This window comes from Legionella steelei, from assembly GCF_001468005.1.
Taxonomy (GTDB): Bacteria; Pseudomonadota; Gammaproteobacteria; order Legionellales; family Legionellaceae; genus Legionella; species Legionella steelei.
This window is the reverse complement of the sequence record NZ_LNYY01000019.1, coordinates 1,619,592-1,646,585: the sequence shown is the minus strand read 5'-3', so window position 1 is coordinate 1,646,585 and position 26,994 is coordinate 1,619,592. Positions and strand designations below refer to the sequence as shown.

Genomic DNA, 26,994 nt, shown 5'->3' with positions numbered 1-26,994 from the left:
GTGCTCTAGGGGACGAATTACCAGCAAACTTTAGTTTGCTGGTGCATTCATGACTTGATTGAAAATGCGCTTCGCAAGGCGTCTTAATGGTACATGATTGGTATTGGTGAGAATAATGATACTTACTTTGTCATCAAGGTGGCGTTCCATCCAACTGCTGTAGCCTCTTATCGCCCCATTTTTAAACGCAATGCGTTTGCCACCAATGGATGAAATTTGCCAGCCTAAAGCCCAAGCCCAATTTTTATAGCCTGCTGGTTTGCCATTTTTTAAAAAAACCGGCGTCCACATTTGACGATACGCTGCAGGAGTTAATATTGCTCCAGCAGACATCGCTTTATCCCATTTGGCCATATCATCGATGTTGGATACGATCCCGCCTGAGCCGCCCATTTGTTGCCATGGTCGTTGATTCGGATTTGGAGTAATTTTTCCTGCTTGTGATTGATATCCTGTTGCTAAATTTGCAGGAAAGAGGGTGTCAGGTAAACCTGTATCGTGCATCCCTAATGGGTTAAAAACAGCATATGTTAAGTAATTGAGTAATGTTTGATGGCTGGCATTTTCAATAACACGTCCTAATACAGCAAAGCCAAAATTATTATAAGCAATTGCGGTACCGGGTTGAAACTGCAAGGGTTTTTTAGCCAGAGCGTTCCACACTTTAATCCAGGGGAGGTGGGGACCTCGGTGCTGAGGAATACCACTAGAGTGTGACAGTAATTGTTGAATAGTGACCAGTCGCCATTTCTGAGGCGCTTTAGGTACATAATCCAGGACCGAATGATTGATATTCACTTTCCCATTTTGTACTAAAGTCATCAGGGCAAAAGTAGTGAGCACTTTGGAAACAGAACCAATTCCAAACAAAGTCCTAGTATTTACTGGATCTTTTGTTGCAATATTGGCATAACCATATCCCTTTATGAGTAGGGGCTTGCCGTCTTTGAGTACTGCCAATGCTAATCCAGGGACATGGTTATTGTGCATAAAAACAGTTACCGCATGATTAATTTTTTGTTGTGTTATTGATGAACTTGTATGGCCAAATTTCGAGGGAAAAAAAAGTAGTGTCAAACAAAAAAGAACGATGAAACATTTTTTACACATGTTTGATTTACTCCTTATTCGTTTTGCAAAAGAGTTCCTTTTTAAGAAGTACCAAAGAAATTTTGATACTTCTTTCTTTATTGAAAATATTACTTGAGGTAGGAAAACTGTGGATCATCACTGTGATCAAGTAAATAAGGTTTTTGAACAATATATTCGATCGTTGCTACATCTTCTTGCATAATATCCGTTGCACAATAATTAATTGTGTATTTGGTGAGCATCCTTGAATCCTTGTTATCTAGAATAGGGTGCTGCTCGCTTGCAAGTTCAGATGCTAAAGCCGTAAGTTCACTAGCGCTACTTTGAGCTTGTCTCATATAGCTTTTCACAATGGGTTGGCCTTGTTTTATCTGCGATTGATAATATCCCAAAATTACTTGAAGATCCTCTTTTACCTTACAAACGTCGCCGTAAAAAGAAGGATAAGCTTCATCTTTGTCCACAGCTGCTTCCAGTCTATTAATGCGTGTCTCCAAATTGTCGATGAATGCTTGATTATTAGGTATTTTGGAGTCGGGAAGAGTGTGGGAGGTTAGAACACTTTTCTTAATATCAACTAATTGTTTAAAATTAAATAAAATATCCTTTATTTCCGATAAATCCTGGTTGTAGCTTAATATATCAAAAGCTTCCTGGCTCGTTTTGGGAAAAGGTTGTGGTTGATAAAATCTTACCTTCGCTGGTTCTTTTTTTGCTTTCATAATGCTATCTCGCCTACAAGTGTGTGTTAATTGATCAAAGTGGCGGTATTTTACATTGAAGAGCATTATTTTGTCAAATATTTGATCATGTCGTTTTTTATTCGTTCTTTTTGTTTGGATTAAATCAATGAATGGCGTAGGTCGGGCCTTGGCCCGACAAACCTTAATTATTTAACTAAAAAGGATTCGACAACTGGCAGCCCAGACCAAAACATCCCATGCTACTGGGTGGTGGATTTGTGCAACTCACTGGCCCAAAAGTAATTGCAGATGGGATGGCAGTTACTGAGATAGCCGTAGTAGTACATGATTGTGTACTTGTAGTTGAAGAAACAGTAATTTGTGCTCCTTGATAAATTAAGAATTGAGGCCAAGGCGTTACTGAACTTATATCCGGAGCTGTGCCAGAATTAGCAGGTATCGTCGCTTTAATGTTCGGATGCTGCCCCGATGGATAAGTAATTTGCACTATAAATGAGGGTTGAGTCGGAGGGGTAGTTCCAAATATGGTTAAAAGGGTACCGTTGGTAAATCCTTGACATCCAGTAGCGGATACCATTGTGTTATTGGGAACCAATCCTGCTCCTTTTTGCGTACAGCCTGAGTCAAAAAGGCCATAATTTTGTTCTGCAGTGGGTCCAGGTTTTGCGGGTTCATCATAAGCTTCAAATGCGAGTACACCTATATTATATCCAGATGTTTGTACAAAATTACTTGTGCCTAGTTGATAAAGCGTTTGAAAGTAGGAGGTAGCATTTGCAACGGATGGAGCACATGGGCCAGGGGAGTTGCATGCATATCCGGTAGTGGTTCCTGCGGTTGCCCATCCTGTTTCTGCGGTTAATAAAACACGACCTGCTGTGTAAAATGGCTGCGGATTAGCCGTTGGTAAGGCGGGAGGTGTTGTTGAACCTACAACTTGGATGTAATCCCATGCAAGTGAATTAGTTTGTTGGGTTGTTGAACTTAATGGAGGAGTCCATACCGCGGCTGTTGCTGGAGATACACCCCATTGAAAAGGGTAAGGGTCGAAGGCTAATGGAGCGGTAGGCGAATAAGAGTTAATTAATGTTTGCATATCCGCAGAAATTGCAGGGGTCGGGGTGACTAAATTTCCACTGATGAGTGCGGAACCTACAGGAGTTGTCATCCCTTGGGCAGTAAGTGTTGCTTGCAAGGCTGACACTGCGCTCGTTAAATAAGTAACATTTGAGGCTCCTGTACATGGAGGAATTGTATTCCCCGCATTACAATAATTTTCATGCCCTGCAAAAACAAGGATGACTGTCTTATTGAACACCGCAGGAGTGACTGCTTGAATTACAGCATTTAATGTGGCTTGGGCACAAGGAATATAATCTTGAGCACCTAGCGGACATCCAGGATAATTAGTATCACTTGGAAGTTGTGGAATCACTGCTTCATAAACTACTTTCATTCCCAATGCGTTGGCTTGGTTAATAATATCTATCCAACTATACGGTTCTGTTTGATAGGAACGAACGGTGGTAAATCCTGCATTTTGTAATTGTTGCAATTCTGCATAAACATTAGTTGCAGCGGGATTATTGGGTGTTCCCGTATAAAAAACATCGTGAAAATTAAAGGGATAGTTATTGGTATAGTGATTGGGATTGTAATCAACACCGATGAGTTGATTGAATGAAACGGACTGTACGGTGGTTGATGTAGTGAGGGTGTTAGAACTTAGGTTGCCAATTAATTGGGCTGATAAGTTAAAGGAGCCATTAGTAGGTGAGTTGAAAATGCCGGTAATAGTGCATTGTGCACCACTTGCTAATGTTCCGGTTGTTCCTGATGGAATGCAGCTGTTACTAGTAATTAAAAGGTTGGGATGGTTCGGATTGTTATTTTGAGTAATGCTCTGCGTAAAACTGACTGTAGATGCATCATAATTTGTAAACGTAAATGCCACTGTATAGTTTGTATTCGCAAATCCTTGGCTTGGTAAAGGTTGTGCTGAAGGGAAGCGTGCCGTACCAAAAAGGCCAGCAGGGTTTGTTGTTGCAATAGTTGTGAGTGGTGGTTGAACATTCACTACATTATTGTCATAGCCACTGTACGCTACCATAACAGTTTTTCGTCCAACACTATTAGGTGTTAGGGTAATGCTGTAGGTGCAACTTTCTTTAGGTTGTAATTTTTTACCAGTACATTGATCGGTGTATTTAAATTCGGCTTCATGAGCAGTACATTCTTGATTCGCAGCAGGACAAAGTATTGGTGTCACGCGAAATGGTTTTTTAAAGGCAAAAGGAAGATTATTTGTAAAAGTATATGTCGAAGTGACACTTCCACCTAGTGTAGTGCTTTGTGTTGGAAATGCCCTGTCTAAAGAATGAAGAATGGGATTACCCGCAAAAGCCTGACCCATCATTAAAAATAAAGTAACACGTGCTAATTGGAATGGAATTATTTTCACTCTAATATCCTTTTTAGTAGTAAACACAGTAGCAAAAAAAGCCATTAACGTGGCTCCTTACTCTAATGCTCATTTTTCTACAGGTTTTGGAGTTATTCGTCAACAAAGAAAGGCATATTAGTTTATTGATATTTATAAAACTCTATGTTTAGATGCCTCAAACATTATTACATTCATAGTTCATATGCAGGGAGTTAAGATGAGAAAACAGTTTTATTTATTTGGATTATTAGCGAGTGTTTTAAGTAGCAATGTTATAGCGGGCACCATGGGTGAACCTGTTTCACGTTTTAATTACCTTGCGGCATTAAGTATTGGCCCAGTATGGCCAACTGGTGCTGATAGCCAGACTTTTTATTTAACGCCTGATATTGAGAAAACTTATGCTGCAAATAGCACCAGCAACGCTCTTGCAGATTTTGAGGTATTTTTAGGTGTGCAACGCTCATTAACTCCAACTCTCTTGGGGCAATTAGGTGTGGCAGTTGCTGCAACTACCAATGCTCGTCTTTCAGGTGACATTTGGGATGATGCCGATCCAGAATTTAATAACTACACTTACAGCTATAAAATCCAGCATACTCATGTTGCCTTAAAAGGAAAATTATTGGCAGATATGGGACTGCTCGTCATGCCGTGGGTAAGTGGTAGCATTGGTGTGGGTTTCAACGATTCTCATTCTTATGATAATACGCCTAAGATTTTTGAGGCTATTAAAAATCCTAACTTCTCATCTCATACGCAAACCGCATTTACCTACACTGTAGGTGCTGGGGTACAAAAAGCATTGAATCAGAATTGGCAAATAGGTGTGGGTTATGAATTTGCTGATTGGGGTAAAAACCAGCTGGGGCGCGCAGAGGAACAAACGATGGGAGAGGGCTTAGGTCAAAACCACTTCTACACGAATGGGGTGATGTTTAACCTGACTTATGTCGCGTAAATGAAGCGTCTGTATTCATGCCTCATGCACCGAAACTAAGATTCAAACATATTCCCTGAGCAGACAGTAGCATCAACTTAAGGGTAGCCTGGGTGAAGATCCGAAGGACTGAAACCCGGGTTTCATTTTGTTTCCCAGGTTACAAGTATCTTCGTGAGAGTAGTCTATAACTCTTTTTATTCTTCAATTCCGAATAAGGACGGTTGATGATAACTCTTATCTTCCGTAGGAAGAGCAAAGTGAACTCCTATCCCCAGGAGTCGAATCGGTTTAGATTCATTGCGAATAATTTTTTGAAATAATTCCTTGTAACACTCTAAGTTAACTTGCGTACTTTTGATTTCAGCCGAAACTAATTTAAAGTCACTCATTTTTATTTTAATAAACTGATTTTTTATTAACAAATCAGCCGCATTTTCCTGTATTCGTACAATTAATGATTTATAAAGTTCATCAATTATTTTAATGGCTTTATGTGGATCATGAATATCATATTGTAGGGTTTTTTCTACGCTTAATGATTTACGTAGGCGATGAGGTTGAACGGGACGATTATCAACTCCTTGGGCTTGATAGTGCAATTGTTGACCAAATTTCCCAAAATGTTTTATTAAAAACTCCAATGAATACTGATGCAAATCATTGCAGGTAAATATGTTTAATTGATTTAATTTCGCTGCGGTGACTTTACCGACCCCAAATAATTTGTTTATAGGAAGCTTTTTAATAAAGTGCGCTACTTGTTCAGGCGTAATGACAAATATCCCATTAGGTTTATTCCAGGCACTTGCTATTTTTGCTAAAAATTTGTTAGGGGCGACACCAGCTGAAGCTGTAAGTTGGTGCTCTTTAAAAATTGCTTCTCGAATTGCTTGTGCCATAAATGTGGCACTGCCTTGGCAATGCGCAGAATGTGTGACATCCAGAAACGCTTCATCAAGGGATAATGGTTCTACTAGGTCAGAGAATCGTCGAAAGATGCTATTTATTGACTGTGATACTGCTTTATATTTAGACATGTTTACCGGTAGCACGATGAGATCAGGGCATAAGCGTTGTGCCATCGATGTGGGCATGGCGGAATGTACTCCATATTGGCGCGCAACGTAATTACAGGTGCATAACACACCTCGTTGATTTGCTGATCCTCCGACTGCAACAGGCTTATTATCTAATAAGGGATTGTCCCTGATTTCAATGGCGGCATAAAAGCAATCCATATCAATATGAATTATTTTTCGAAGCATAAAAAATAGGTTATTAAAATCGATTCGTATAATGTGCAAGTATAGCTTATGCTGCGTAAGCGTTCACGAACTCGTTATCTTGAACTGACCTTGATAAGCCTAATTGGGTTGATATTGATTATCTGTTTTGTCACTTAAAAAGTGAGACTCGAGTTGTTTATAAAATGATTTATATAATTTGTTTTGATTTTCCCCAAGTAATGTATGAAAAAATCCTTTTTTGGGTTTAATCTTGTCGTTTAACATGGATAGTAATAAGGTAATATCATTTTTTTCTAGAGATTTTTCTTGAGTTAGGTAGCTATTTAAATGATCTAACAATTTCTGATAATCCATTTTTCCGTTTAAGAGATGGGATAGTCGAAAATAGTGTATTAAGAGGGTATGGATCTTATCAAGCGTTTCTTTTTTAAATGTTGGTTCAAAATGCACGTCAGAAAGCTTGGAATCAACTTCAGATTGCATTACCTCAAAAGAAAGGCGCCTAAAAGCCGCTTTTAAGTCAGCTTCAGAATGAATCGTCATATCGAGTTGTGGCAATAAGACCTGGCGTCTCTCAGGATAAGCGATAAAGCACCGTATGAGCTCATCTAAATGATAAGGAATTCGCGTGACGTTAATTGTCGAACAATCTCCAACAGTGCGACTTTTTAAATCCCGCATCACTATATCAAGTGGAATCTCCACATTGTCAAAGTAAATTATCCCATCATTTAAGGCTTGCTGAAACAGAATGGCCCTTAAAGTAGTTGCTGTTTTTTGCATACCTGTTTTATCTAGGTAATTTAGCGCCTCATTGATGGTTTTTATTGATTTTTCTTGAAAGTCTTGTTGTTCTAGTTCAAAAATTAATTCTACTAATGTCTGCCGGCGTCGCAAGCTTTGGGCCATTGCGTGGCTCGCAATGATTTGGGCTATATCAAATGAAGAGGGGTATGGGACATCACCTAATTTGTCAAATAAAGCTTCGAATGATTGGGGATCAATATCTATATCCCGTTGTTTTTCTGTTTCAGAAATTAAATTGGATGCCAATTCTCCCCATATGCCATCTGTCATTGAAACGACAATGTCTCCTTCCGCCAATTCAAGTGTTTTCCGGACAAGTACATTGTCTTTATTAGAAGTTTTTGCATACATTTGTACCGATGATGGAGTCCATGTACCAAATCCTCGATAAACATGGCGTGCACATAGGGTCTGTTTGATTTTATGGTGCTTGTCTAAAACAACAATTAAGCCATCGCCAATATTTGCAAATTCGCCCGAATATCTTTTTCCTTGTTTAAATTTATAGGTAAAAGCTGCCATGGAGGCGTGCGCGTCGGTCCTCGTAGAGGTCAAGTGGCCAATGGAGATTAGTGCTGTATCTATGTCTTCATCGCTATCCAAAAAGGCATCACAGCTTGCATGCGATACTCTATATATCTCCTTATCCTCCTTTGGGTCACCGGCTCCTCCACCCAAACCGTCGGTCACTGCAATGCGTGCACCATGAATAACACCAGCCTCATCTGTAGTAACGAATGCTCCTGAGCTATCAAGTATCCGATCATGCTTTATATCATGATCCTGGTGGGCTAGACTTGAGCCGATTAGAATCGCACTGTTATGACTTTGATTTACAGAATAAAATCTTTCTGATAAAAATACGGGTAGTTTTTTGGAGTGATCTTTTGCAACCGAATGGGAAAAAATAATTTTTTTGTTGGTGATAACTTTATCTCTCATCGTATTACCCAATATAAATCAAGATTGCTGGCGAAAATCATCATAAAAAACCTCTTCGGGATATTATCACTAGTTCATCTTATTTCAGAAAATTTTGTATTGCTAAAGTCTTTATACTGCATTTGGCAGTTTCCCAACCTACGTCTAGCTTCTAAATCCTTAAAGAAACTGAGCAAATAAAGCCAGCTATTATGCCATAAAGCAAGGATTATTTGAATATATTTCAATCACACTGAGCTATTATTATAAATAATATTGCACTTTTTGAGTGATTTTATGCCAACTTTACCGGGTCTAGTTTTTTTGCAAGCCTACCCGCCAGAGCAAATATGGAGACTGTTTGTTGATGGGCGTTTTTGGTCAAAAGAAAATGGCTGGCATGGTTATGAATCAAGAGAAAAAGGCTCGATTAATGCTGCTTTAGAGAGTTTATGCTCTATGGCATTATACGTTGATAAAGCTGGCGAGAAGTTTGAGTTAAATGTTGATTTAATAAAGGATATTCATAAAAGATGTGGCAGGAAGGTAGAGGAGCTAGAAGAGAAAAGTCCAGGTGAAATCAGAACCGATGAGCCAGTATCATTTGGTATTCCAGCGAGTCGAGCCTCAATTAAAGGAATAGAAGAATTTCTCCGACTGTTTTTTCTAATCGAAGGTGGCGCATCGTTCGGGCCTGGGATAGCCGGCTCATTTGGTCCAAAATTTGATATAGACTATTTAAAAGGTTTAACCGTTGAGAAAATACCCGAGCTTGCTAAAAAAATATATGAAGACATGTGTGCGTACGGCCATAATAATACAAACCATTTCTATCTTGCAGTTAGGGCAAATGTTGGCGTTTATTTAGAAGCAATTACTCAATCTTATAACAAAGAAATTAAAGCCGCTAATACCCTTGATGACAAACTTCTAGTTATTGCCAAGCATATTCGCCAATATGAAGTATTACATCCTTTTAAGGATGCCAATGGTAGAACCTTTGTAAACAATTTGTTAAATATTCTTTTGATGCAGCAAGGGTTACCTCCAGCAACTTTTTATGAACCCAATGTTTTTGACTTATATAGTACTGAAGAGCTGGCAGTGGTGATTAAGGAAGCAATTTTTAATACCTTAGAGATTATTGAACAGAATAAAAAAGGTGTTCCTTTATATGGATATAGTGCAACGATGGAAGATAACAAACAGTTCATAGGTATGCTCGATAGTCCTTCTTACCATGAAATTCGAGAACTTGATGTCTCTCGTTTGGATGTTGAAAGCATGCATAGGGAGACACAGAAGTGTCTTGCTTCATTAGATGAGGCCTATCCTCTTCATCGAGGCGCAATTTATCTTAGTGAGCCGCATGGCGTGAAAGAGTTGGTATCTGCTTATGCATCTCAAATTAATCAACGTATAGAGCAAGGTGCACCGCCAATTTATGTAGGTAAAACTCCCATCCATTTAGCCGCGATGATGCGCAATATTGTGATGGTCGATGAGCTTATTGCTAAAAAAGCGGATTTATCAATTCAAGATTATGATGGCAAAACGGCGCTGCATCACGCAGCTGAGTCAGGAAATATGCAGATAATGGGGAAAGTATTAACCGCGATACTCTCCCGAGACGATGCGCTGACCATATTGAACATCAAAGACAATGAGGGAAAAACTGCATTCCATTACGCTGCGGAGTATGGCAGCCCGGAGTTAATAGGTGCTTTAACATCCACGGATGTAATTCAAATCAATGAACCAGATAACAAAGGTTCTTCAGCCATAACTCTAGCGTATAAAAATTATAAATTAGATGTGTTTGAGAAATTATTAGCTTCTGGCGCGGAGATCAGTCCAGCTCTTTTAAAGGAAGTAATGGATCGGAAGGATAAAGATGCATTGGTAAAAATTCTTGCTAAAAATAAACAACTACTTTTAAGTAAAGAAGTTTTTGAAATTGCACTTTATATAGGAAGCACCAGTTTAGTGAAGCAGTTTTTGCATGCGGGAATGGATATTAATATCCCAATAACTAAAGAAGGTGGAACAGCATTAGTGTTGGCTACTAATACTGGAAACATAAAATTAGCTGGCTATTTATTAAGAAAAGGAGCCGATACAAGAATACTTGATATTCATGGAGGTACGTTGTTACATCATGTTTACTATACGAAGGCAGAGCATAGAGAGGAGTTAACAAGTAAGATACTTAAGAAAGACCCCGGATTGATTAATATACCCAATAAAGTAGGGCGCCCACCTTTATATAGTGCGGTTTCCTTAAAAGATTTCAACATGATGCGTCTCTTATTGGCACATGGAGCTAAAATAGATTTCGAAGATGCAGATGGCAATAATGCATTACACATTGCTTTTATTGGAACTCCTAATATATCGATGATACAAGAAATTTTATCTTGTGATAGTACCTTACTTCACAAAAGAAATCAGGCTGGCAGAAATCCATTTCATCATGCACTCTCTGAATTATCGCATTACTCAAAAAAGGAAGAAGCCAAATTTCTTCAGTTATGTGATTATCTTTTAAAAGAGAAAGTGGATTTAAATACAAAAGATGTGAAAGGGAAGACCGTATTAGACGTCGCTTTATCGAAAAATCATTATCATTTGTGTGTCAAGTTGATGAAGGGAGGGGCCCAGACTAGCATTGCCTCTGTCGCAGAATTTCTTGAAGGGGCTACAACAAACTCTATTTCAGAGCATCCTAAAACATTTAAAAAGAAATTGGGGAAAATGCTAGATAAAAATCCTTTAATTGCAATGGCGCAACTGAATGATTTATACATACAAATTAAAAAGAATCATATCAAGACTCCTAAAGATTTTGCACCACAGGGAGGCTTATCCTTTTTTAAAGGAAAATCAGAGGATAGCAGATCTCATGAGCTGGTTTTATCCGTATTAAAGGAGCTCTATGACGCTAAACTCAAATTACTACTCGATAGCTATCAGGGGCAAAGTGAGGATTTTGAGAAAAAACATCGAGTAATTGATGAGAATCTGAAGTTTTTGATTAAGAATCAAGAGATTTTAAAGAAAAAAGAAAGGCCTACAACTCAGATCGTTGAAGGCGAACATTATGGGATAAAATGGTAATTCTTTAGGACGTACAGCAATCATTTTATTCATGGGAATCAGGTTTTTTTCTTAGCATTTTGAGTTCGCCTTGTCTGGATTTTGCATCCAGAATTTTTTGTTTCGCGCGCCTTGAACGTCTTTTCTTTTGTCGTTTTAATTGTTCAATTTTTTGCTGTTCTTTGGTTTGCTCATCACTCAATAGTGCATGCAATTTGTCACAAAGTCGTATTCTTGCAAAATATCGATTGTCTTCACGGCTTCTTGATTCCTGACATTTTACTTCCAAGCCTGAAGGTATATGCTTCAAATAAACTGTTGAGGCCGTTTTATGTAATTTCTGACCGCCTTTGCCACTGCCTATGATAAATTTTTCGATGAAATCGGTCTCATTGATTTGCAGTTTCATCATTAATTCGGCTAACTTATCCCATTTTTCTTTATTAATCATATAAGTACTTTTTAATTGTAAATATTATTTTAAGTGATGTTTTCTTTTTTCTATTATCTTAGATCAATTTTGGAAATCATCATAAAAATTAACCTATGCCATGGTTAATATTCTTTAGCCTTGATGTATATCGATTTTAATTTAATAGCATAGTGCTATAAAACTTTCTCAAACGTTTAATCAATGTTAAAAATAGTGTGTAAAGGACGACGTGTTTGAGTCAGCTATGATAATTTACAAGGATGAAGTATTAATTAAATTTAAAGACAAGCACGGTGGGAAAAATCAAAGTGAAGTAGATGGTTTTTATCATGATCCCGCTGGAGTGAGTTATTTCATAAAAAAACCTAAGGATCTCAAAGAATTATTCACGGAATTGTTTGCTGGTTTATTGCTCCAAGAATTTATGCGTCGTCAGTTGATTGACAAAATATATCATCCATCTTTTATTTGCGCTCAACTGATTCGCTTTGAAGATGGAAGTTATGGGCTTATTCAGCCTATGGTTCTATTTAAAGAGCTCTATAAAATTATTGGTACCGGTTATAGCGATGGTTCTGATCGCGATCCATTGGCAGAGATGTTGTATGGCCCCGATTCCTACATAGCCCTGACTCAATTACAGCACTATTACGGGCTTGCTATTACCTTGATGTATTCTTTGCTTTTTGGTGATCACAGTGTACACAGTGGCAATGTTGTGTGTTTGGATGTTGCCAGCGCAGTGGAAATGCTGTTTATTCAATTTGCGCGTATTGATTGGGGCGCTGCTTTTCGCAATTACGGTTATAAAAAAAATAATGACAATCTTTTACATCCTTTGGAGTATCAAGGATTGTTTAATCCTAAAGGCTACACTAAAGGATATTTTCTAAATTACAAAAAAATCAAGGGCTTGTTTCCTGCTATTGCCGAGCAGGCGAGCCTCTTACAAAAACGAGTGAATGAATCATTACTTGTTGAAATGGTGCATTGTGTTTTAAGACAACTCCCGGTTGATTTAATAGATGCCAAGACTAAGAAAGAATTAGCTCAATACTTAGGTATTGCATCCTTTGCAGACATTAATTTTGGTGAAGATAATCATCAGTTTGCACATGATTTCGTGGATATTTTATCTACTCGATTAAAAAAAATGACAACTCTTCAGGACTTTCCTGGAGCTGTAGCGGATTCAAGTTCGCCACAAGCTGTATATATAGAAAGTATGCCAACAGTCATTGGCTTACCCATCAATAGCGTTATTCTTTTTGATCAGCAAATGAATATTTGGCTCGATATCTTTTCTGCAGCAGATGAACGCAGCGCTTTTGATTTTAATGGTATTGATTGTGCTCAATTAGCGAAACAATATAATTTCTTTATGGATATTTTATTGTGTCAAGCGGAGCAATTAGATCAATTGTGTGATAATGGAAATGGTGGTATGCGTACTGTATCGTATTCACCGAGCCGCTCTTTACGGACTTTATTTACTTTAGAAGCGGATTTAAAACCGTATTTTTCTCATACAGAACAAAGAGTCTCTTGTAAAAACACTTATTGGCAACACGTTGAAACGGCATTAACTGCAAGTTTTAACGCGGTTGTGACTATTAAAGTGCTGCAAAATACACAAAACACGATAACCCTTGCTAAGGGAGCTGCCATTCATTTTTTATTTGATGCTTTAAAAATATACTTGCATGATTTTAATCGGGCGTATCATTTATTTTTAAAAGAGCTGCATATCCCTTTAGAAAAGGAGAACCGATTACTTTTTTTCAGCCGGAATAGCGCTGAGCATTTTGCAACTCGTGATATCAATCAAAGCAGTGATTGGGAAGTGGTTCATGGCAAAAAAATTAATCAATAAAAAACCTTTTTGCGCATTTGATCTACAATATAAGAAACAAATGCTACAAATAGGTTTCAAAATGAAACACGCAGAACTTCAAGAATGGGTCCAAGATCTTGAGCAATTAAATCGTGAAAACGAAGCGGTGCAACAACAAATAACGAGGCTTAAAAAAATTCTTGCGAAACCTAATCTTGTTACTGTCTTTAATGAGGTTAAAGATATTCTGGGACTTCTTTCTGATTTAGACAACGTAAACTATCAGAATATTCGCACTGCAGAAGATTTAGTAGCAAAGGAGTTTATTAGTGACAAACTCTATGAATTTCAAAGCTCTCTTAGCCAGCTACCCACTATACGTGTTCCAACGCATATCCCACCGACAGTAGAACAGCAGATTGAGCAAATTTATAAAAAATATAAATTAAATGTCGAAAAAGAAGTTGCAAAAATTGAACAGCAAGATGATGTTAATTGGCATAAGCTTTTTCTAAGGCAGCAAATAAGAAACAAGCATGAAGGAAATGCAGATTCTTTTGTGGATTTTTCATCAATATATGCTAGGCAAGTAAATCTGCAGATGCCAGAAGTTGGAATAGGGAGTAAGTCAAAAGCACTAGTTGATTACACAAAAGTTAATAATAAGATTCCGAAGAAAGCTGAGAATAAAGATGAGGAGTTGCTTCATTATTCAATGACGCTTTCTGAAAAATCATTCCACTATAAAGGGAACTTTGAGGCATTTAAAAAACAATATATTGCAGAGAAGCGCGGTGAGGTTCAGAGTTCAGCGGCTCATAAATCACTTGCCGATATAATTCATTTAATTGAGCGAACTCAATGGACACTGGGGAAGTGGGGAAGTTCATCAGAAATTGACATGTCATCAGGAGCCAAGAAAGCGGTTCCTAATCATATTTATGAAATATATATGAAAGCTAAAGAGGGCAGAGATGATCCCCCAAAGGCTGTTAGCGCTATGGAAGAAATACATCAGATTGCCACCCGAGCGGCTAATTTTAAGCCAACATTTTTCAAAGATCAAAGAAAAAGAGACGAAACGACTCAAAATGCCTATGATGAAATTGCATCAAAGACGGGCCCCCAACAATAAGTAGGTCGAGCCTTGGCTCGACAAAATCAAAGGTGGCTTTTTGAGACAACAAGAGCAGTTTCTTTCATCAAAAATATGAAATAAACAATTGAGTTGCTATTCTTAAGACAGTTTCTGAACATTAAATGGCCATATCCTATACTTAATATTATTATTAATTCATACAAAGTGAGGTCATGATGTTTGAGAAAGATCCGTCTGATGTCAGTTCCAACGGTATCACTGTGACCAGGATGGTAAAAAAATTAACTCCGGATCCTAAATATAGAAGCGCGGATTTTTTTGATAAATGTGCAGTAGCGCCAGATTCTAAGATAGAGCCAGAACAAATCACGATTCAAGCATCGACAACAGCACCTCCAACTGCAAAGGTAGAAGATTTAAATATCCCGGAGTTTTTATTAAAAGACATGTCTGCCGAGGAAATAGTACACATTGCCAATCAATTAATGCGTTTTGCTTATGATCCATTGGACGTGGCAGCTCACCTCAAAGAGTTAGATGCTGAGTTAGGGCAATTAATGCAAGAAAGCCAAACCATTCCATCACAAGAAGGTTATCCTGCCTATTTGATTGCTGGAAGAGGGAACTTCATTCCTGGCGCTCCACCAGATGACTATCAGCCTTTAAAAAAAGCAAGAATGCTGGATACGTTATTATTAAAACATGAAAACACACGTGATCTTAATAAAAATGGTTATGTGGTTAAATTTATTGGTTTTGTTAGCAGCATGATTGCTGATCGAGTCATCTCAAGTGGCCAGCTTTTTAATGAAAATAAGCAAATTGATCGTGTCCTGTTGCATGGTTCTTATTCGCATCGATTATTACTTGCAGCATTTGCGCATGCAATAGAAAAAGGGGGGATTGATTTAAGTCTTAAGTCAGGAAAAAAACTGAACTTTGTGCAATTGCTAGAAATGTTAGTTTTAGTAAAAACAAAAAATAATCTGAGTCTTTGGGAAATGGTATTGGATACTGTAGAAGATTCTGAGCGTGCCGCCAATGACCCCTTAGATTCAAAACAATTTAGTTTTAGTTGTCGTTCTCCTTTTGTTTTAAATTCTCTGTTGCTGTGTTTTGGCAAAGAACTTGGATTGCCCAATCTGCAAACCTATTTGCTGGATAGCCATTACAAAGCGGCCTATGAAATGGTTTTACGTTCTAAAGAAAAAATAGCAGCGAAAGGTAAGACTCATTATTCACAGCTGGATATTGCGAATGAAACAATCTATGAACGTTCTATGGAGCATTTTTCTATGATGGCTGAAAGTTATGGAGAGGTAGGCGGTAATAGCCCTTTTACCCTAGATGAATTTGCAATGCTCTCTGATAGTCGCTATGTAGGATCCCTATGGGGACCAAGTGTTCGTATAAAAATGTCATCTCCGCAAAAACCAGGAACTTATTCAAGTTGGATGGATTTTTTTCAGAGTAAAAGCACGACAAAGGAACCTGAATCAAGTCAATCTAAAAAACACGCACGTCCTACAACAGATGAGTCGGATGAGGTTGGAGAAAAGTTCGGTAAAAAGAGGCAGTGAAATAAAAAGGGAGCATTGGCTGTCCCACGATGTTATCGGCTCGATTAGCACGCGTAGTATCGTAGGCTGGGCTGTTAAGCCCAGCGTTTTTTAATAAGAAAGAAATACTTTGGAATATTGTTAAATGCTGGGCTTAACAGCCCAGCCTACTTCTGTTACGTTTTAATGAGCTGCCTGATTAATGAATTCATCATCGTCTGAGTCATCTGGGCCTGCTAAGAACTTATCTTCGTAATCAATTACAAAACCTGCAAAAATACGAATGATGCGATCATCAATTTTTTCAGGATAGTGAACTGAAACACTCCATGTTTTATTGCCAGAATTGCGATTGAGTTCAGCAATTGGATGTGGGTTATTGGTTGAGGCTAAAATCACGAATCGCTCAAAGGTGGGATTTGCATAGGCAAAGCCAATTTCAGTTGCTTTTCCTGACTCATCATAGTCATAAATAGTGAATTTTGCAGATTCAAGCGTTGCCAAATTTCCATCAATAAAACCAATTTGCACACCACGAGTATCATAAATATCAATCTCTTTGGCCCAAGGATATAAAGAGCCTAAAGAAATGACTCGTGTAATACCTGTGGCTTGCCATCCATCTTTATTGGATAAATCATAGTTTGTACGGATACGAAATGCGCTCTTTTTTATTGAGCCAGGATAGGTTTCTTTTTGCAGGGACTTAATCTGATAAACTTCTGAAAATTTATAAACATCCTTTGTCACTACAAAATCATAAGGATGATCTTCATGAACCCCATAACTGTTGGCAAGAGTTGCATAGGATATTGTAAACAGGACAAACAAACATGACACCAATAATTTACGCATACATGATTTCCTTTTGGTTAAATAATATTGAAAATGCCAATTTGGCAAGCGATGAAGGATAAAAAAATATAAATAATTCAATATCCTTCATGCACCTCAAGAGAGGCAGATGTATAGTAAATCAAATTTATTAAGAATTTATTAAGGAATAAATTGTCATCTAAAAATAATCTAGAAACGTCTCAGTGCGACAATATAAACTGATCGAGTCAGAATGGAAGAATAGCCAATTAGTGATAAAAGTTTTAACCACAAAAGCCTCTCTCAAGTGATGCGAGAACACTTGAGAGATAACGATGAGTTTATCTAGGCCCCCCTAAATGAGGATTGTCCTGCTGGTTATCATCAGCCTCTTCGTGCACTGCAAACTCTTCTGCTGTTTCTGGAGTTGCAAATAAAAAAGCAGATGTAGTTGGGTTGTTGGCAGACTCAAAAATGCTAAATTGGGTTACACTTGCACCACGATCTTTAGCTGCATGATTATTTTTTACTGGTTTTTCTACATCCTCTGAAAGAGATATGAGATCAAGTTCTTCTTGTATTTTTTGATATCCACGATTCATTGTTGGAATTTTATGGGCCAATTCAGAAATTTTTAAGTTGAGTTCTTTTAGTTCTTCTTTTAATTGTTTCAGTTCTTTATTTAAGGCTTTTTTCACTCTTCTTTTATTAGAATGATCAAGTTGTTTTGCTAAAGCATCGATTTGTCCTTCGAGCTTTGTTGCTTGCATCATCAAGCTTTTCATGGAGGTAAGCACTATGGTTCTGGAGGCATCTCTCATATGCTCCAGTTGTCCACGTATTGCGTGATTGCTATTGGCTAAATGTTCCAATTTATCGGCATGACGTTCTTTAAAGTCTTGATCCCAGCTTACATCGTTGATGTACTGTTCTAATACAGAAGTCAACTTACTTAAAAAACCACTCAGTGCTAAAAGATCGGTTGCAGGGAAGAGATTTAAATCTTGAGTTAACCGAGGAGCCATAATAATAGCGAGATTAAGGTAGGTCATACGATTCGTATCATGGAATGTGCCGGCCTGATGCATTAAGTAGCAGTAATGATAAATAATTTCTCCTGCACGTTGATAGTCCACTCGTTTTGAAAGTAAAAGAGCCTGCATGAACTCATCAAATAATTGATTGGCCATATTTGTGCTTTCTTTTTTCTGTTGCGCATTGAGTAATAACTTTAAATTTTTAGAGAAGTCGATGAGTATGCTCTCTTTAGAATCTAATATTGGACTGTTTTTTAAGACGGCGGGGATCATTCCTAAAATGATATGGAGGTGCTCACCATGTACTTGATTATCTTCCATCACATAGTGACTTAGAATATCCACATTAAATTGCTCGCTAATAAGTTGCTCAAGTAACTTTTCCGTTTCTTCTTTGGCACCTGCAATGCGAAAAACCCCAGGAGTTTTTAATAGTTCTGGATGTAGGGATACAACTTGAACAATGGAGCGAAATACATTCACTATGATTTGGTTATTATAAGGGCCAGGCATTTAAACTCTCCGAATATTAACTTATGGCTTTGGTTATAAATATTTTCAAATAAAGGACAATTTGATGTGAACTTATTTTGAGCATATCTGCCATTTCAGCGCAGAGGCACAATTTTGACTTGATAAACAAATAAGCAAATGCGTAAAGCCTATCAATGATGATCCTCTATAACTATATAAAATGTCGGAATGATTTACAAACGAAGGGAAGTGGTGAATCAATTATGATTAACCCTAATACCACACTTTATACTCGAAGTAGCCTGGTTGCTTGCAACCAGGCTACTTGTCTTGTGTATTAAGCGTGATAAACAGAGAGATTTAAATTTATTATTTATAAATTTAAAAATAAAAGTAATGCTTTTTGTATATGCATTCTGTTTTCGCTTTGCGTGAAGATAATTGAAGCAGGGGAATCAGGTAAGGTTTCGGATACTTCTTTTCCTCGCTCCATGGGCATGCAATGCATAAATACTGCTTCTGGTTTCGCATGAGACATTAAGGATTCATTGACCTGGAATCCTTGAAACGCTTCATGGTGTTCCTGACCTTCAAAACCCATACTAGTCCAAACATCAGTGTAGACTGCATGAGTATTCTTAACCGCATTTTCAGGTTTGGAAAAATGATGAATCATATTGGTTTTAATGCTCTGTGCCTGTTCGACAATCGACGCGTTAGGTTGATGGGATGCAGGGCAACAGTAATTAATGGTTACTCCTAATTGCGGCGCCAACAGCATCAAACTGTGCAAAATATTATTTCCATCACCGATATATGCGACAGTAAGCCCCTCTAATGAACCAAATTGCTCCCAAAGGCTTAATAAATCAGCGAGAATCTGGCAGGGATGATGTAAGGCTGAAAGGCCATTGATTATGGGAACTTTTGCACAAGCAGCCATCTCCTGCAAAATTTCATCAGCATGAGTTCTCACCATAATAAAATCCACATAACCATTGAGAACCCTAGCCATATCCGCCGGTGTTTCCTGTTTTCGCGTGTTGCTTACACTTTCAATCGCTATGCCACCCATGCTTTGAATTGCCATGGCAAAACTTAAACGGGTTCGGAAAGAAGGTTTTTCAAAAATCATCGCCAGGCTTTTCTGTGCTAGAGCTTGGCTGTAGAAAGAGGGCGTTTGTTTCAGTGCTTTTGCTTTCTCCAAAACAAGTTTCAACTCTTCTGCGCTTAATTCGGTTCCAGTAAGAAAGTGTTTGTTTTTTCGGGTAGAGGAAGCCTTGATTTCAGCTGTGGACTCAACGTTAGGTAATTTGCTTTGATACGTACCTACTTCAAGGTCAAAAATTGCTTGTTGTAGATTGATCACGAAAGTGTTGGTTGTCACTTCGCTAATCGATTGAGAATGAGTCTCTTCAATTGGCGTTTTTTTAACGGGATTGGTAAGGGACATGTTGAGCCTCCTTGATTAAGTCAGTACATGGATTTTTTCTACGGTTTCTATTTTATTCCTAAGGAATCCTTTAACCAGATATTCTCTAGTTTTTGAATTTCTCCATTTGCTTTAAGTTTTTGCAATGCTTGATTGATTTTTGTTGTCAAAGACGAGCCTTTTTTCAGTGCTAATGCATATCCATAATCAGCTTTGGCAATGACCGAGTAAGATAGTTCTGTATGTTTTTTGCTATAGATTTTACCTTGGGAGCCATCCATTAAAACGACATCAACATGAGCGGCAAGTAATGCTTCAACCGCTTGATTGTTATTATCCAATGCGGTGATTTCCACCTGAGGATAATGTTCTCGTAACCATATCTCCATCGTACTACCAAGTTGTACTGCTACTTTTTTTCCCTTAAGTTGGCTTGGTGTTGTGATGGGTTGATTGGAATGATATACCGAAGCCATGCCCTCAAAGAAATAGGGGGCAGAGAAATCAAAATTGACTTTTCTCGCATCGGTAACAGTGATTGTTGCTATGGCAATATCATCTTGCCCAGAACTTATTGCTGGAAGAACCGTACTGAATTGCATGTTGTCAAAAACAGCCTTTTTTCCAAGTTCTTTAGCAACGAGTTTTGCCAGATCAATATCAAAACCCTTGATTCTTCCATGCTCGCTATATTCAAAAGGTGGATACTCAGCGGATGTGGCGAAATGTAGGGTGTTCTCGTTTTCTTTTGTTTTGCATGAAGATAGTATAAAGCATGCTGTCAGGACAAATAAACTTAAAAATCGATTCATTTGAATTCAAATCCACTAACTATTCATTTTATGAATATACAGATCTGCAGTTTTTTTGTCAATGGAAATGGATATGATTTCAATTTATGTGTCATTCCCGTGTAGGAGGGCATCTATCCATCCATTAATTATGGGGAGATGGATTTCTACCTGCGCAGGAATGACAGGATTTGGGTGAAGATTCTTCAGGCTTATAGAGAGTTCTGGATTACAAATACTTTTTGCTAGGGTGTCATTAAAACAATCCACTCTTTATTGATATTTAATTAAAGCCTAATTGTTTCCATGCTTCATATAAAATGACTGCAACAGCGTTGGAAAGATTTAAGCTTCGATTGTTCTCACGCATAGGAATAGATAGTGATATGTATTTTTGTAACATTTCCTGAGGTAATCCACGGGACTCGGGACCAAATAAAAACAGGTCATCTGCAGTATATTGAACTTCTGAGTAACACTTTTTAGCCCGTGCGCTGCATGCGTAAATAGTTTTTTGATGGTGTTGTTGAATAAATGTTTCCCAATTTTCATATTGGGCAATAGAGGCCCACTCGTGATAATCCAGGCCTGCACGTCTTAATGCTTTTTCCTGTAATGAAAATCCAAGAGGGTGTATTAAGTGTAATTTTGCCCCAGTGTTGGCGCATAAGCGAATGATGTTCCCCGTATTGGGAGGAATTTCGGGTTGGTACAGAGCAATATGAAACATAAGTTTTATCGTATTAATAAAATATAACCAAGTCCTAATATTCCAGGACACTTTTCATTATAACTTGAATTTGTAGCCTGGGTGAAGCATAGCGTAACCCGGGATTGAGCAGTTCATTCATGCAATACCCCGAGTTACGCTATGCTTCACCAAGGCTACTGAATCAAAGGGTCATAAAGAGTTGGGTTGATAATTGTCTATACGCAAAAAATTAAGTTCATTCACATGTGGTTGGGTCGCTAAAAATTGGATACTCCACAATGCGATTGTCGCATTGTTATCTGTCAAAAAACGTCCATCAGCAAGCAGCAGTGGGTTATTATGAACTGTAATTAGATAGTTATCAGTAAACCAATTAAAAATAGTAAAATCACTTAATAACGTGGGGGAGCCTTTTATATAACCAGGTAATTTGGGGTAAGAAAATGCAGGATAACTTGCTATAAGTTGACTCTTTGATGCATTAAAAAGAGGGATTGAAGCATCAATGATATATATCCGATCTGTATTTAAAGCAATACCTCTCCATTGTGTTGAACTAAGTAATTTAGGAAATACACGTACTTTCTTTATATTTAACCTCAATTTGGCAAGTTCGCCACGAAATGCACTCATTGCGCGTTGATGTTGCACGATATGAAACAGCATAAATGAACTTACTAGTACTAAAGCAATAATAACGGGGCGCCTTTTATCAAAGACAAGCGTTGCGACAACGCCCAAAAACAAGGGAATGGTTACAAAGGGATCAATAATAGAAACAATGTCCCAACTTACCCTGGCTGTTGAAAATGGCCAAAATAAAACAGTCCCATAATGAGTGCAGGCGTCTAACAGACCATGAGTTGAATATCCAATCAAAGCAGCCAAGAACGTAAATTTCCAACTGGTGCGAAAGCGTTTAAAAAGTAATAAAAGTAACGTAATGATTAACGCACCCACTGGAATAAAAAGCAGGGAATGAGTGAAGTAACGGTGATAGAGGAAAAACAGCATTGGATTGCCTGACTCTTGAATGAATACATCCAAATCAGGTGCCATTGCTGCTAAGCCACCTACAAGCCAGGCATTGTGTTTATCGTGTTGATATAAAATTGCCTGCGAGCAGGCTGCTCCTAAAACTGCATGTGTGACTGGATCCATTTTTTTATTCCTGAAGGAGCATGATGCTTCAGCATTTTACAGCGGGGCATTGCTCACAGAAAATGCTTCCTGCCTTTTGCAACAGCAATCGTCAGGAAGCAAACAAAAGTTTAATGCGCAAGACAGGGCTCTTCTTCAAGATAGCCACTTAATACGGCGTGCTCACTGTTTATCCAATGAAGTCTTGGTGAACCCGATTTCTCCGTAGGTCTATATAAATGGTTTACTAGACTCTCTAAATAGCTTGGATTGGTAAATAGAGCGATGGCGGTACGATTCTTTAATACTCTAGATATTCCATTGCTGTAGAGCAAGTTAAATTCGCCATCTAGGGTGACCATAACCGTTTGCAGCACGCCCACCCCATAACCATCTTGCTTTACTAAAAATACAGAGAATGGGGTTGCGTATTGAGTACTCTCTTTGAAATTAATTTTGAACTCTTGAATACCATAGTCAGTTGGCCATTGAACATGACGTAGTCCTGTTTGCTTACTTAAGATACCGCGTTCATTGAATTGTAATCTACCTTCATCTACAGCTACATTGTCAACAAAGACTCGAGCTATCCATATGCCAGTTCCAATTCGTGCTAATTTAACAGTTAATACATATGTATTCGATATAGAGTCGAAGAGAGTGGATGAGGTTACATAGTCATCACCCTCGCTTGCCGTAGCAGGAAGATTGGCCCCGATTTTTACATTGCTGGTTGCTTTAGGTGCTAAATTTTTTGTGGGAATTTTGATTTTACTTAAGTGTTTGGGATCTGCTCTTTTTGTCATGCCAAGTAGGTAGGCACCCAAGTCTGTACGCAGGTACGCATTGGCGTCTAAAGAGAGGCTTCCAAAACGAGTAAACAGGAGTTCGCTGTCTTTTTTACCGCTTGATACAACAAAATAGCCAGGATTGAACAAGGCAAGATCGAATACATTTCCTGTTGCCCTCAGCGGGCATTGATTTACAGTCACTGACTTTTTAGTTAGTTGAAACATATTATCTGCATGTGCTTGCGATGAAACAATGAGAGCAGCTGCAATTAAAATTGATTTAAGCGACATATTAATTCCTTTTAAATAAAACTGTAGTGAAACAACAACTCGTTTTTGTAACACCAATCTGCTTTTGATTGTCAAAACAGCGCGCTCACTAGAATATCTTGATTTAGGTTCGCTGTCATTCTAGAGAGATATCTAAGTTTGCTTAAGGGGTATGATTAGATCTATGATACAAATTAAGCTTAGAATTCATTAGTTCCCGGACTCAGGACATTAACGCATGCATTTACTTTTTGATTTTGATGGTACGCTAGTAGATAGCTATGACTGTGTCATTGAAAAAACCAATTTATTGGCTGAACAATTCAACTTCAGAAAGATTAAGGAGCATGAAATCGAACATCTCCGTAATCTCTCATCAAGAGAGCTAATCAATTTTTTAAGAATCCCTTTTTACAAAATACCTTCGTTAATACGACAAATTAGACATCTCTTACACGAGCAAATGGTAAATATGCAGCCGGTTGCTAATATTCCTTCCATATTAGAGACCTTTTATAAGTCTGGATACTCCTTAGGTATTTTGACTTCCAATTCAGTTGAGAATGTTCTTGTATGGCTCGACATACATCAAATTCATCATTTTTTTAGTTTTATCCATGATGAATCGAATTGTTTTTCTAAACGCCATTTACTAAAAAAAACGCTCAGGAACTATAAAATTGATAAAAGCAAAGTGTTTTATATAGGGGATGAAACGCGGGATATTGAGGCAGCAAAGAGAAACAACATTCAGTCAATTGCTGTAACTTGGGGTTACAATTCAGAGCAAGCTTTATTAAAGCACCAACCCACTTATCTCGCGAAACAACCTGAAGATTTGTTAACTATCTGCTCCGCATCATTCACAGGGGCTAATGATTATTAAGTGACAAATTTTGTTTCTGATGAACTGAGCTAAATTTAGCTCATGTTAAAAATAAAAAAGAAATAGTTTGAGTCAAGACTGTTTTTTTATTTTTTATTTGTATAAGATAGCTACGTCTAAGTTCATTTCAAGTACCACAGGTCTGTGGATATTTATTTCAACCCAGTTGTGAGTCAGCAATCAACAGCTTTATAAAATGTCCTTACGGGGCTTGCTTCATTTCATTTTAAATCACCAATAATTCCATTTGAGTTATTCACATTTTCTGTGGATAAGTCTGTTTATAGTCTGTCAAATTCCGTGTAGGATTTAGAAATTAATCGACTGATTCATCATTTTCCAATGTGTCCTTCCACGTATTGCTAAAAACAATACATACCTTAATAACCTGATTACATTGTTAAAAAATTGCTAAATTTGTTTGTGTAAATCAATAAAAAACACTGCTTGTGATATATTCGAGCATCAATGATGAAAGGAAATGTGAGTTATGCTGAAAACACGAATTACTATTTTAGGAACCGTTACATTGCTTTTGTTAACAAATGTCTCTGTTGCTGAGAACATTGAGTGCAAAGATTACAATGGAAATAAAATCACGATCAAACCAAAGACTATAACTATTTATAACAATTCTGAAACAACAATTTATCCCATCATAGCAACCAGTAAAAACTCGGTAAATGAGTGGATTCAAGGATGCTTTGGTACTACGGAGCCTTACCCCACAAATTTTGTTTATAAATTGTACGTTAATGAAGGTACAGGAATAGAACCCAAATCCTCGATAACCATTACACTACCGTTATATAGCGAATTAGCGAAGGATCGTTACATTACTTGGTGGAATGGTGGGCGTGTTGTGTTGGCTGATAAAAACGATAGGTTGCGCAATAAGCAAGATGAGGCATTGGCAACGCCTGCTGGTGTTACGTGCGAGGGACAAAACACTGAATGTAAGTTGAGTACTTATTCCAGTGATGTGCAATTTCCAGAAAATATATATGCGCAATTGTCAGAGTATACTTTTGGCGACTCAATTATTCCGCCTAAGAAATCAGTGCGATTGTTAAAACCAGAAAATGTTGGGTATAACATTTCATATGTGGATCATGTGTATATGCCGGTTGCTATTGGACCTAAAAATAATCCCTATATTGGATTCAGTGGCTCAGCAATGTCTTTGACCAAATTTCGAGAGCAGCTTGATTCATTTCTAAAAAATATAGGACAAGGCTGGCCTGTTTATAATTTGAGTGAGTTGAAATTACCTGGTGGTTACAATATTTTTGCACAGCGCACTGGCACTTTACCTCCTGAGGACAATGTACCGGTTAAACCCAAAGACGGGTTTCCACCGGTATTGACAGTATTGCCATGTATTAAAGGCGAATGTACGGAAGAGCAAAAAAAATCACTTCACTTTGGGGACTCGGTTCAACGTATGCAAAATCTATGGGGTTCTTGTGTGAATTGGGATGAAGATCTAAGTAAATACGTCACCCAAAAGGTTGATTGTCCACAAGATTTAAAAGAAAAATTTGGCGTGTTACAACAATTTTTCAAACAGAATCATCAGCAATATTTGCAAATGTATGCAGATAAAAAGTGTAATTTAACGCCTGGCGTGGATCCTGTAGCATTTAACTACTGGGAAGCAATCAAGCACATTTATGGTTGGGTGCCTTTCAACGAGGGATGTGGTGCGGCGGCTAACCCATTGTCTGATACTAAGATTTCTGGATGGGATCATGCCAAGATACAATCTATGTATATTCATGATTTACAATATAATTATAAAGGAAACAATACTCCTGAGACATTGTTTAACCCTTATGTGCAATTGATTCATGATAAAAACTATCTTTCTATGGATGCTTATGGATTCTCTGTCGATGATGCGGTTGGCTTCATGAGCGAATTGGGGGATGGATTGATTTTTACTGTGGGCGGAACTAATGGCCTTGAGAATCAGCAACAGTTTAATTATGCAGATGGTTTCTCAGTGGCAATTGGTGTGCCTCAAGCTCAGGTTGAGCAAGTGAGTAAACCGTTGATTAAGAAGTATGGGGTATGTGTACTCAATCAAGATGCAGCTGACTTGGGTTGTGAGCAAAACAAGCAGGACGTTATTATGCCTGATAATAGTCAAATCGCTGGATTTAGAGTGGGTACGGTCGCTTCATATCCTATCAAGGTACGTTTTACGGACGTCAATGATAATGTATATACCTTTGTCGTCAATACCAAGTTTGCTCCATGCACGGACAATATGGATCCTTCTCAATGTCCGACTAATAAAGCGGAAATCGTCAATAAGCAATCATGCATTGTCATCAAAAGCAATGGCGAGAAGCATCCTCAGTCAGACAACTGGTGTCTGAATGCCAACCCTAATCAACAAAAGGAAAAGCAATTAACCAAGAATTTCATAAGCTTTCCACAACCAGTTGATTATATGCAGTAG

At 37.9% G+C, this 26,994-nt stretch carries 20 protein-coding genes; 7 read left to right on the top strand and 13 right to left on the bottom strand.

Annotation, left to right across the window (positions count from 1 at the left end; all coding sequences use genetic code 11):
* Positions 1-30: 30 nt before the first annotated feature.
* The 3 genes from Lste_RS11385 to Lste_RS11375 all read right to left on the bottom strand — a co-directional run bounded on the left by Lste_RS11385 (position 31) and on the right by Lste_RS11375 (position 4,302).
* Positions 31-1,110, bottom strand: a complete 1,080-nt coding sequence (locus Lste_RS11385) for a serine hydrolase domain-containing protein (RefSeq protein ID WP_058511048.1) — start codon at positions 1,108-1,110, stop codon at positions 31-33.
* An 89-nt stretch (positions 1,111-1,199) separates the two neighbouring features.
* Positions 1,200-1,814: a hypothetical protein gene (locus Lste_RS11380; protein WP_058511047.1), complete on the bottom strand. Its 615-nt coding sequence runs from the start codon at positions 1,812-1,814 to the stop codon at positions 1,200-1,202.
* Positions 1,815-1,989: 175 nt separating this feature from the next.
* Positions 1,990-4,302, bottom strand: a complete 2,313-nt coding sequence (locus Lste_RS11375) for a glycosyl hydrolase family 17 protein (RefSeq protein ID WP_058511046.1) — start codon at positions 4,300-4,302, stop codon at positions 1,990-1,992.
* 154 nt (positions 4,303-4,456) lie between these two features.
* Here Lste_RS11375 and Lste_RS11370 point away from each other — a divergent pair, with 154 nt between their 5' ends.
* Positions 4,457-5,200, top strand: coding sequence for an outer membrane protein (locus Lste_RS11370; RefSeq protein WP_058511045.1), 744 nt, complete (start codon positions 4,457-4,459; stop codon positions 5,198-5,200).
* A 176-nt stretch (positions 5,201-5,376) separates the two neighbouring features.
* On the opposite strand, the gene dinB is transcribed toward Lste_RS11370, so the two are convergent.
* A complete protein-coding gene (dinB, locus tag Lste_RS11365; protein ID WP_058511044.1) occupies positions 5,377-6,447 on the bottom strand; it encodes a DNA polymerase IV in 1,071 nt (356 codons plus the stop codon).
* Positions 6,448-6,546: 99 nt separating this feature from the next.
* Positions 6,547-8,178 (bottom strand): hypothetical protein, encoded by a 1,632-nt coding sequence (locus Lste_RS11360; protein ID WP_058511043.1) that lies wholly within the window; start codon positions 8,176-8,178, stop codon positions 6,547-6,549.
* Between the two features lie 276 nt (positions 8,179-8,454).
* On the opposite strand from Lste_RS11360, the gene ankX reads away from it, so the two are divergent.
* Positions 8,455-11,274: a Dot/Icm T4SS effector AnkN/AnkX/LegA8 gene (gene ankX, locus Lste_RS11355; protein WP_058511042.1), complete on the top strand. Its 2,820-nt coding sequence runs from the start codon at positions 8,455-8,457 to the stop codon at positions 11,272-11,274.
* Between the two features lie 25 nt (positions 11,275-11,299).
* Here ankX and Lste_RS11350 read toward each other — a convergent pair whose 3' ends face one another.
* Positions 11,300-11,704, bottom strand: a complete 405-nt coding sequence (locus Lste_RS11350) for a peptide chain release factor family protein (RefSeq protein ID WP_058511041.1) — start codon at positions 11,702-11,704, stop codon at positions 11,300-11,302.
* A 226-nt stretch (positions 11,705-11,930) separates the two neighbouring features.
* On the opposite strand from Lste_RS11350, the gene Lste_RS11345 reads away from it, so the two are divergent.
* The 3 genes from Lste_RS11345 (at position 11,931) to Lste_RS11335 (ending at position 16,199) form a co-directional block, all read left to right on the top strand.
* Complete coding sequence (locus tag Lste_RS11345) at positions 11,931-13,559, top strand: hypothetical protein (RefSeq protein ID WP_058511040.1); 1,629 nt, start codon at positions 11,931-11,933, stop codon at positions 13,557-13,559.
* Positions 13,537-14,655, top strand: coding sequence for a hypothetical protein (locus Lste_RS11340; RefSeq protein ID WP_058511039.1), 1,119 nt, complete (start codon positions 13,537-13,539; stop codon positions 14,653-14,655). The genes Lste_RS11345 and Lste_RS11340 overlap by 23 nt, the downstream gene beginning before the upstream one ends.
* A 176-nt stretch (positions 14,656-14,831) precedes the next feature.
* The gene (locus Lste_RS11335; RefSeq protein ID WP_157070730.1) at positions 14,832-16,199 is read left to right on the top strand and encodes a hypothetical protein; all 1,368 of its coding nucleotides are present in this window, start codon (positions 14,832-14,834) and stop codon (positions 16,197-16,199) included.
* A 162-nt stretch (positions 16,200-16,361) separates the two neighbouring features.
* Here the strand turns inward: Lste_RS11335 and Lste_RS11330 are convergent, their stop codons facing one another.
* From Lste_RS11330 to Lste_RS11300, 7 genes are all read right to left on the bottom strand, one after another.
* A complete protein-coding gene (locus Lste_RS11330) occupies positions 16,362-17,033 on the bottom strand; it encodes a hypothetical protein (RefSeq protein WP_058511037.1) in 672 nt (223 codons plus the stop codon).
* Positions 17,034-17,335: 302 nt separating this feature from the next.
* Entirely contained in the window at positions 17,336-18,544 is a 1,209-nt protein-coding gene (locus tag Lste_RS11325; protein WP_058511036.1) for a Rho GTPase-activating protein, read from the bottom strand.
* A 334-nt stretch (positions 18,545-18,878) separates the two neighbouring features.
* Positions 18,879-19,958 (bottom strand): ornithine carbamoyltransferase, encoded by a 1,080-nt coding sequence (argF, locus tag Lste_RS11320; protein WP_058511035.1) that lies wholly within the window; start codon positions 19,956-19,958, stop codon positions 18,879-18,881.
* Positions 19,959-20,005: 47 nt separating this feature from the next.
* Positions 20,006-20,749: a substrate-binding periplasmic protein gene (locus Lste_RS11315; protein WP_058511034.1), complete on the bottom strand. Its 744-nt coding sequence runs from the start codon at positions 20,747-20,749 to the stop codon at positions 20,006-20,008.
* Between the two features lie 262 nt (positions 20,750-21,011).
* Positions 21,012-21,458, bottom strand: coding sequence for a tRNA (cytidine(34)-2'-O)-methyltransferase (locus Lste_RS11310; protein ID WP_058511033.1), 447 nt, complete (start codon positions 21,456-21,458; stop codon positions 21,012-21,014).
* 171 nt (positions 21,459-21,629) lie between these two features.
* Positions 21,630-22,601 carry a metal-dependent hydrolase gene (locus Lste_RS11305; protein ID WP_058511032.1) on the bottom strand — a complete coding sequence of 324 codons (972 nt, stop codon included), beginning with the start codon at positions 22,599-22,601 and terminating at the stop codon, positions 21,630-21,632.
* Between the two features lie 110 nt (positions 22,602-22,711).
* Complete coding sequence (locus Lste_RS11300) at positions 22,712-23,662, bottom strand: flagellar hook-basal body complex protein (protein ID WP_058511031.1); 951 nt, start codon at positions 23,660-23,662, stop codon at positions 22,712-22,714.
* Between the two features lie 217 nt (positions 23,663-23,879).
* On the opposite strand from Lste_RS11300, the gene Lste_RS11295 reads away from it, so the two are divergent.
* Together Lste_RS11295 and Lste_RS11290 are read left to right on the top strand one after the other, a co-directional pair.
* Positions 23,880-24,527 (top strand): HAD hydrolase-like protein, encoded by a 648-nt coding sequence (locus Lste_RS11295; RefSeq protein ID WP_058511030.1) that lies wholly within the window; start codon positions 23,880-23,882, stop codon positions 24,525-24,527.
* Positions 24,528-25,017: 490 nt separating this feature from the next.
* The gene (locus Lste_RS11290) at positions 25,018-26,994 is read left to right on the top strand and encodes a hypothetical protein (RefSeq protein ID WP_058511029.1); all 1,977 of its coding nucleotides are present in this window, start codon (positions 25,018-25,020) and stop codon (positions 26,992-26,994) included.

Bases quoted from the DNA above. Each gene is read 5' to 3' on its own strand.
- Lste_RS11335 (WP_157070730.1), top strand. From the start codon at position 14,832: ATGATGTTTGAGAAAGATCCGTCTGATGTCAGTTCCAACGGTATCACT.
- argF (WP_058511035.1), bottom strand. From the start codon at position 19,958: ATGTCCCTTACCAATCCCGTTAAAAAAACGCCAATTGAAGAGACTCAT.
- dinB (WP_058511044.1), bottom strand. From the start codon at position 6,447: ATGCTTCGAAAAATAATTCATATTGATATGGATTGCTTTTATGCCGCC.
- Lste_RS11340 (WP_058511039.1), top strand. From the start codon at position 13,537: ATGGCAAAAAAATTAATCAATAAAAAACCTTTTTGCGCATTTGATCTA.
- Lste_RS11385 (WP_058511048.1), bottom strand. From the start codon at position 1,110: ATGTGTAAAAAATGTTTCATCGTTCTTTTTTGTTTGACACTACTTTTT.
- Lste_RS11315 (WP_058511034.1), bottom strand. From the start codon at position 20,749: ATGAATCGATTTTTAAGTTTATTTGTCCTGACAGCATGCTTTATACTA.
- Lste_RS11295 (WP_058511030.1), top strand. From the start codon at position 23,880: ATGCATTTACTTTTTGATTTTGATGGTACGCTAGTAGATAGCTATGAC.
- Lste_RS11325 (WP_058511036.1), bottom strand. From the start codon at position 18,544: ATGCCTGGCCCTTATAATAACCAAATCATAGTGAATGTATTTCGCTCC.
- Lste_RS11300 (WP_058511031.1), bottom strand. From the start codon at position 23,662: ATGTCGCTTAAATCAATTTTAATTGCAGCTGCTCTCATTGTTTCATCG.
- Lste_RS11370 (WP_058511045.1), top strand. From the start codon at position 4,457: ATGAGAAAACAGTTTTATTTATTTGGATTATTAGCGAGTGTTTTAAGT.
- Lste_RS11350 (WP_058511041.1), bottom strand. From the start codon at position 11,704: ATGATTAATAAAGAAAAATGGGATAAGTTAGCCGAATTAATGATGAAA.
- Lste_RS11345 (WP_058511040.1), top strand. From the start codon at position 11,931: ATGATAATTTACAAGGATGAAGTATTAATTAAATTTAAAGACAAGCAC.
- Lste_RS11310 (WP_058511033.1), bottom strand. From the start codon at position 21,458: ATGTTTCATATTGCTCTGTACCAACCCGAAATTCCTCCCAATACGGGG.
- Lste_RS11290 (WP_058511029.1), top strand. From the start codon at position 25,018: ATGCTGAAAACACGAATTACTATTTTAGGAACCGTTACATTGCTTTTG.
- Lste_RS11380 (WP_058511047.1), bottom strand. From the start codon at position 1,814: ATGAAAGCAAAAAAAGAACCAGCGAAGGTAAGATTTTATCAACCACAA.
- Lste_RS11305 (WP_058511032.1), bottom strand. From the start codon at position 22,601: ATGGATCCAGTCACACATGCAGTTTTAGGAGCAGCCTGCTCGCAGGCA.
- Lste_RS11375 (WP_058511046.1), bottom strand. From the start codon at position 4,302: ATGGCTTTTTTTGCTACTGTGTTTACTACTAAAAAGGATATTAGAGTG.
- Lste_RS11330 (WP_058511037.1), bottom strand. From the start codon at position 17,033: ATGCGTAAATTATTGGTGTCATGTTTGTTTGTCCTGTTTACAATATCC.
- ankX (WP_058511042.1), top strand. From the start codon at position 8,455: ATGCCAACTTTACCGGGTCTAGTTTTTTTGCAAGCCTACCCGCCAGAG.
- Lste_RS11360 (WP_058511043.1), bottom strand. From the start codon at position 8,178: ATGAGAGATAAAGTTATCACCAACAAAAAAATTATTTTTTCCCATTCG.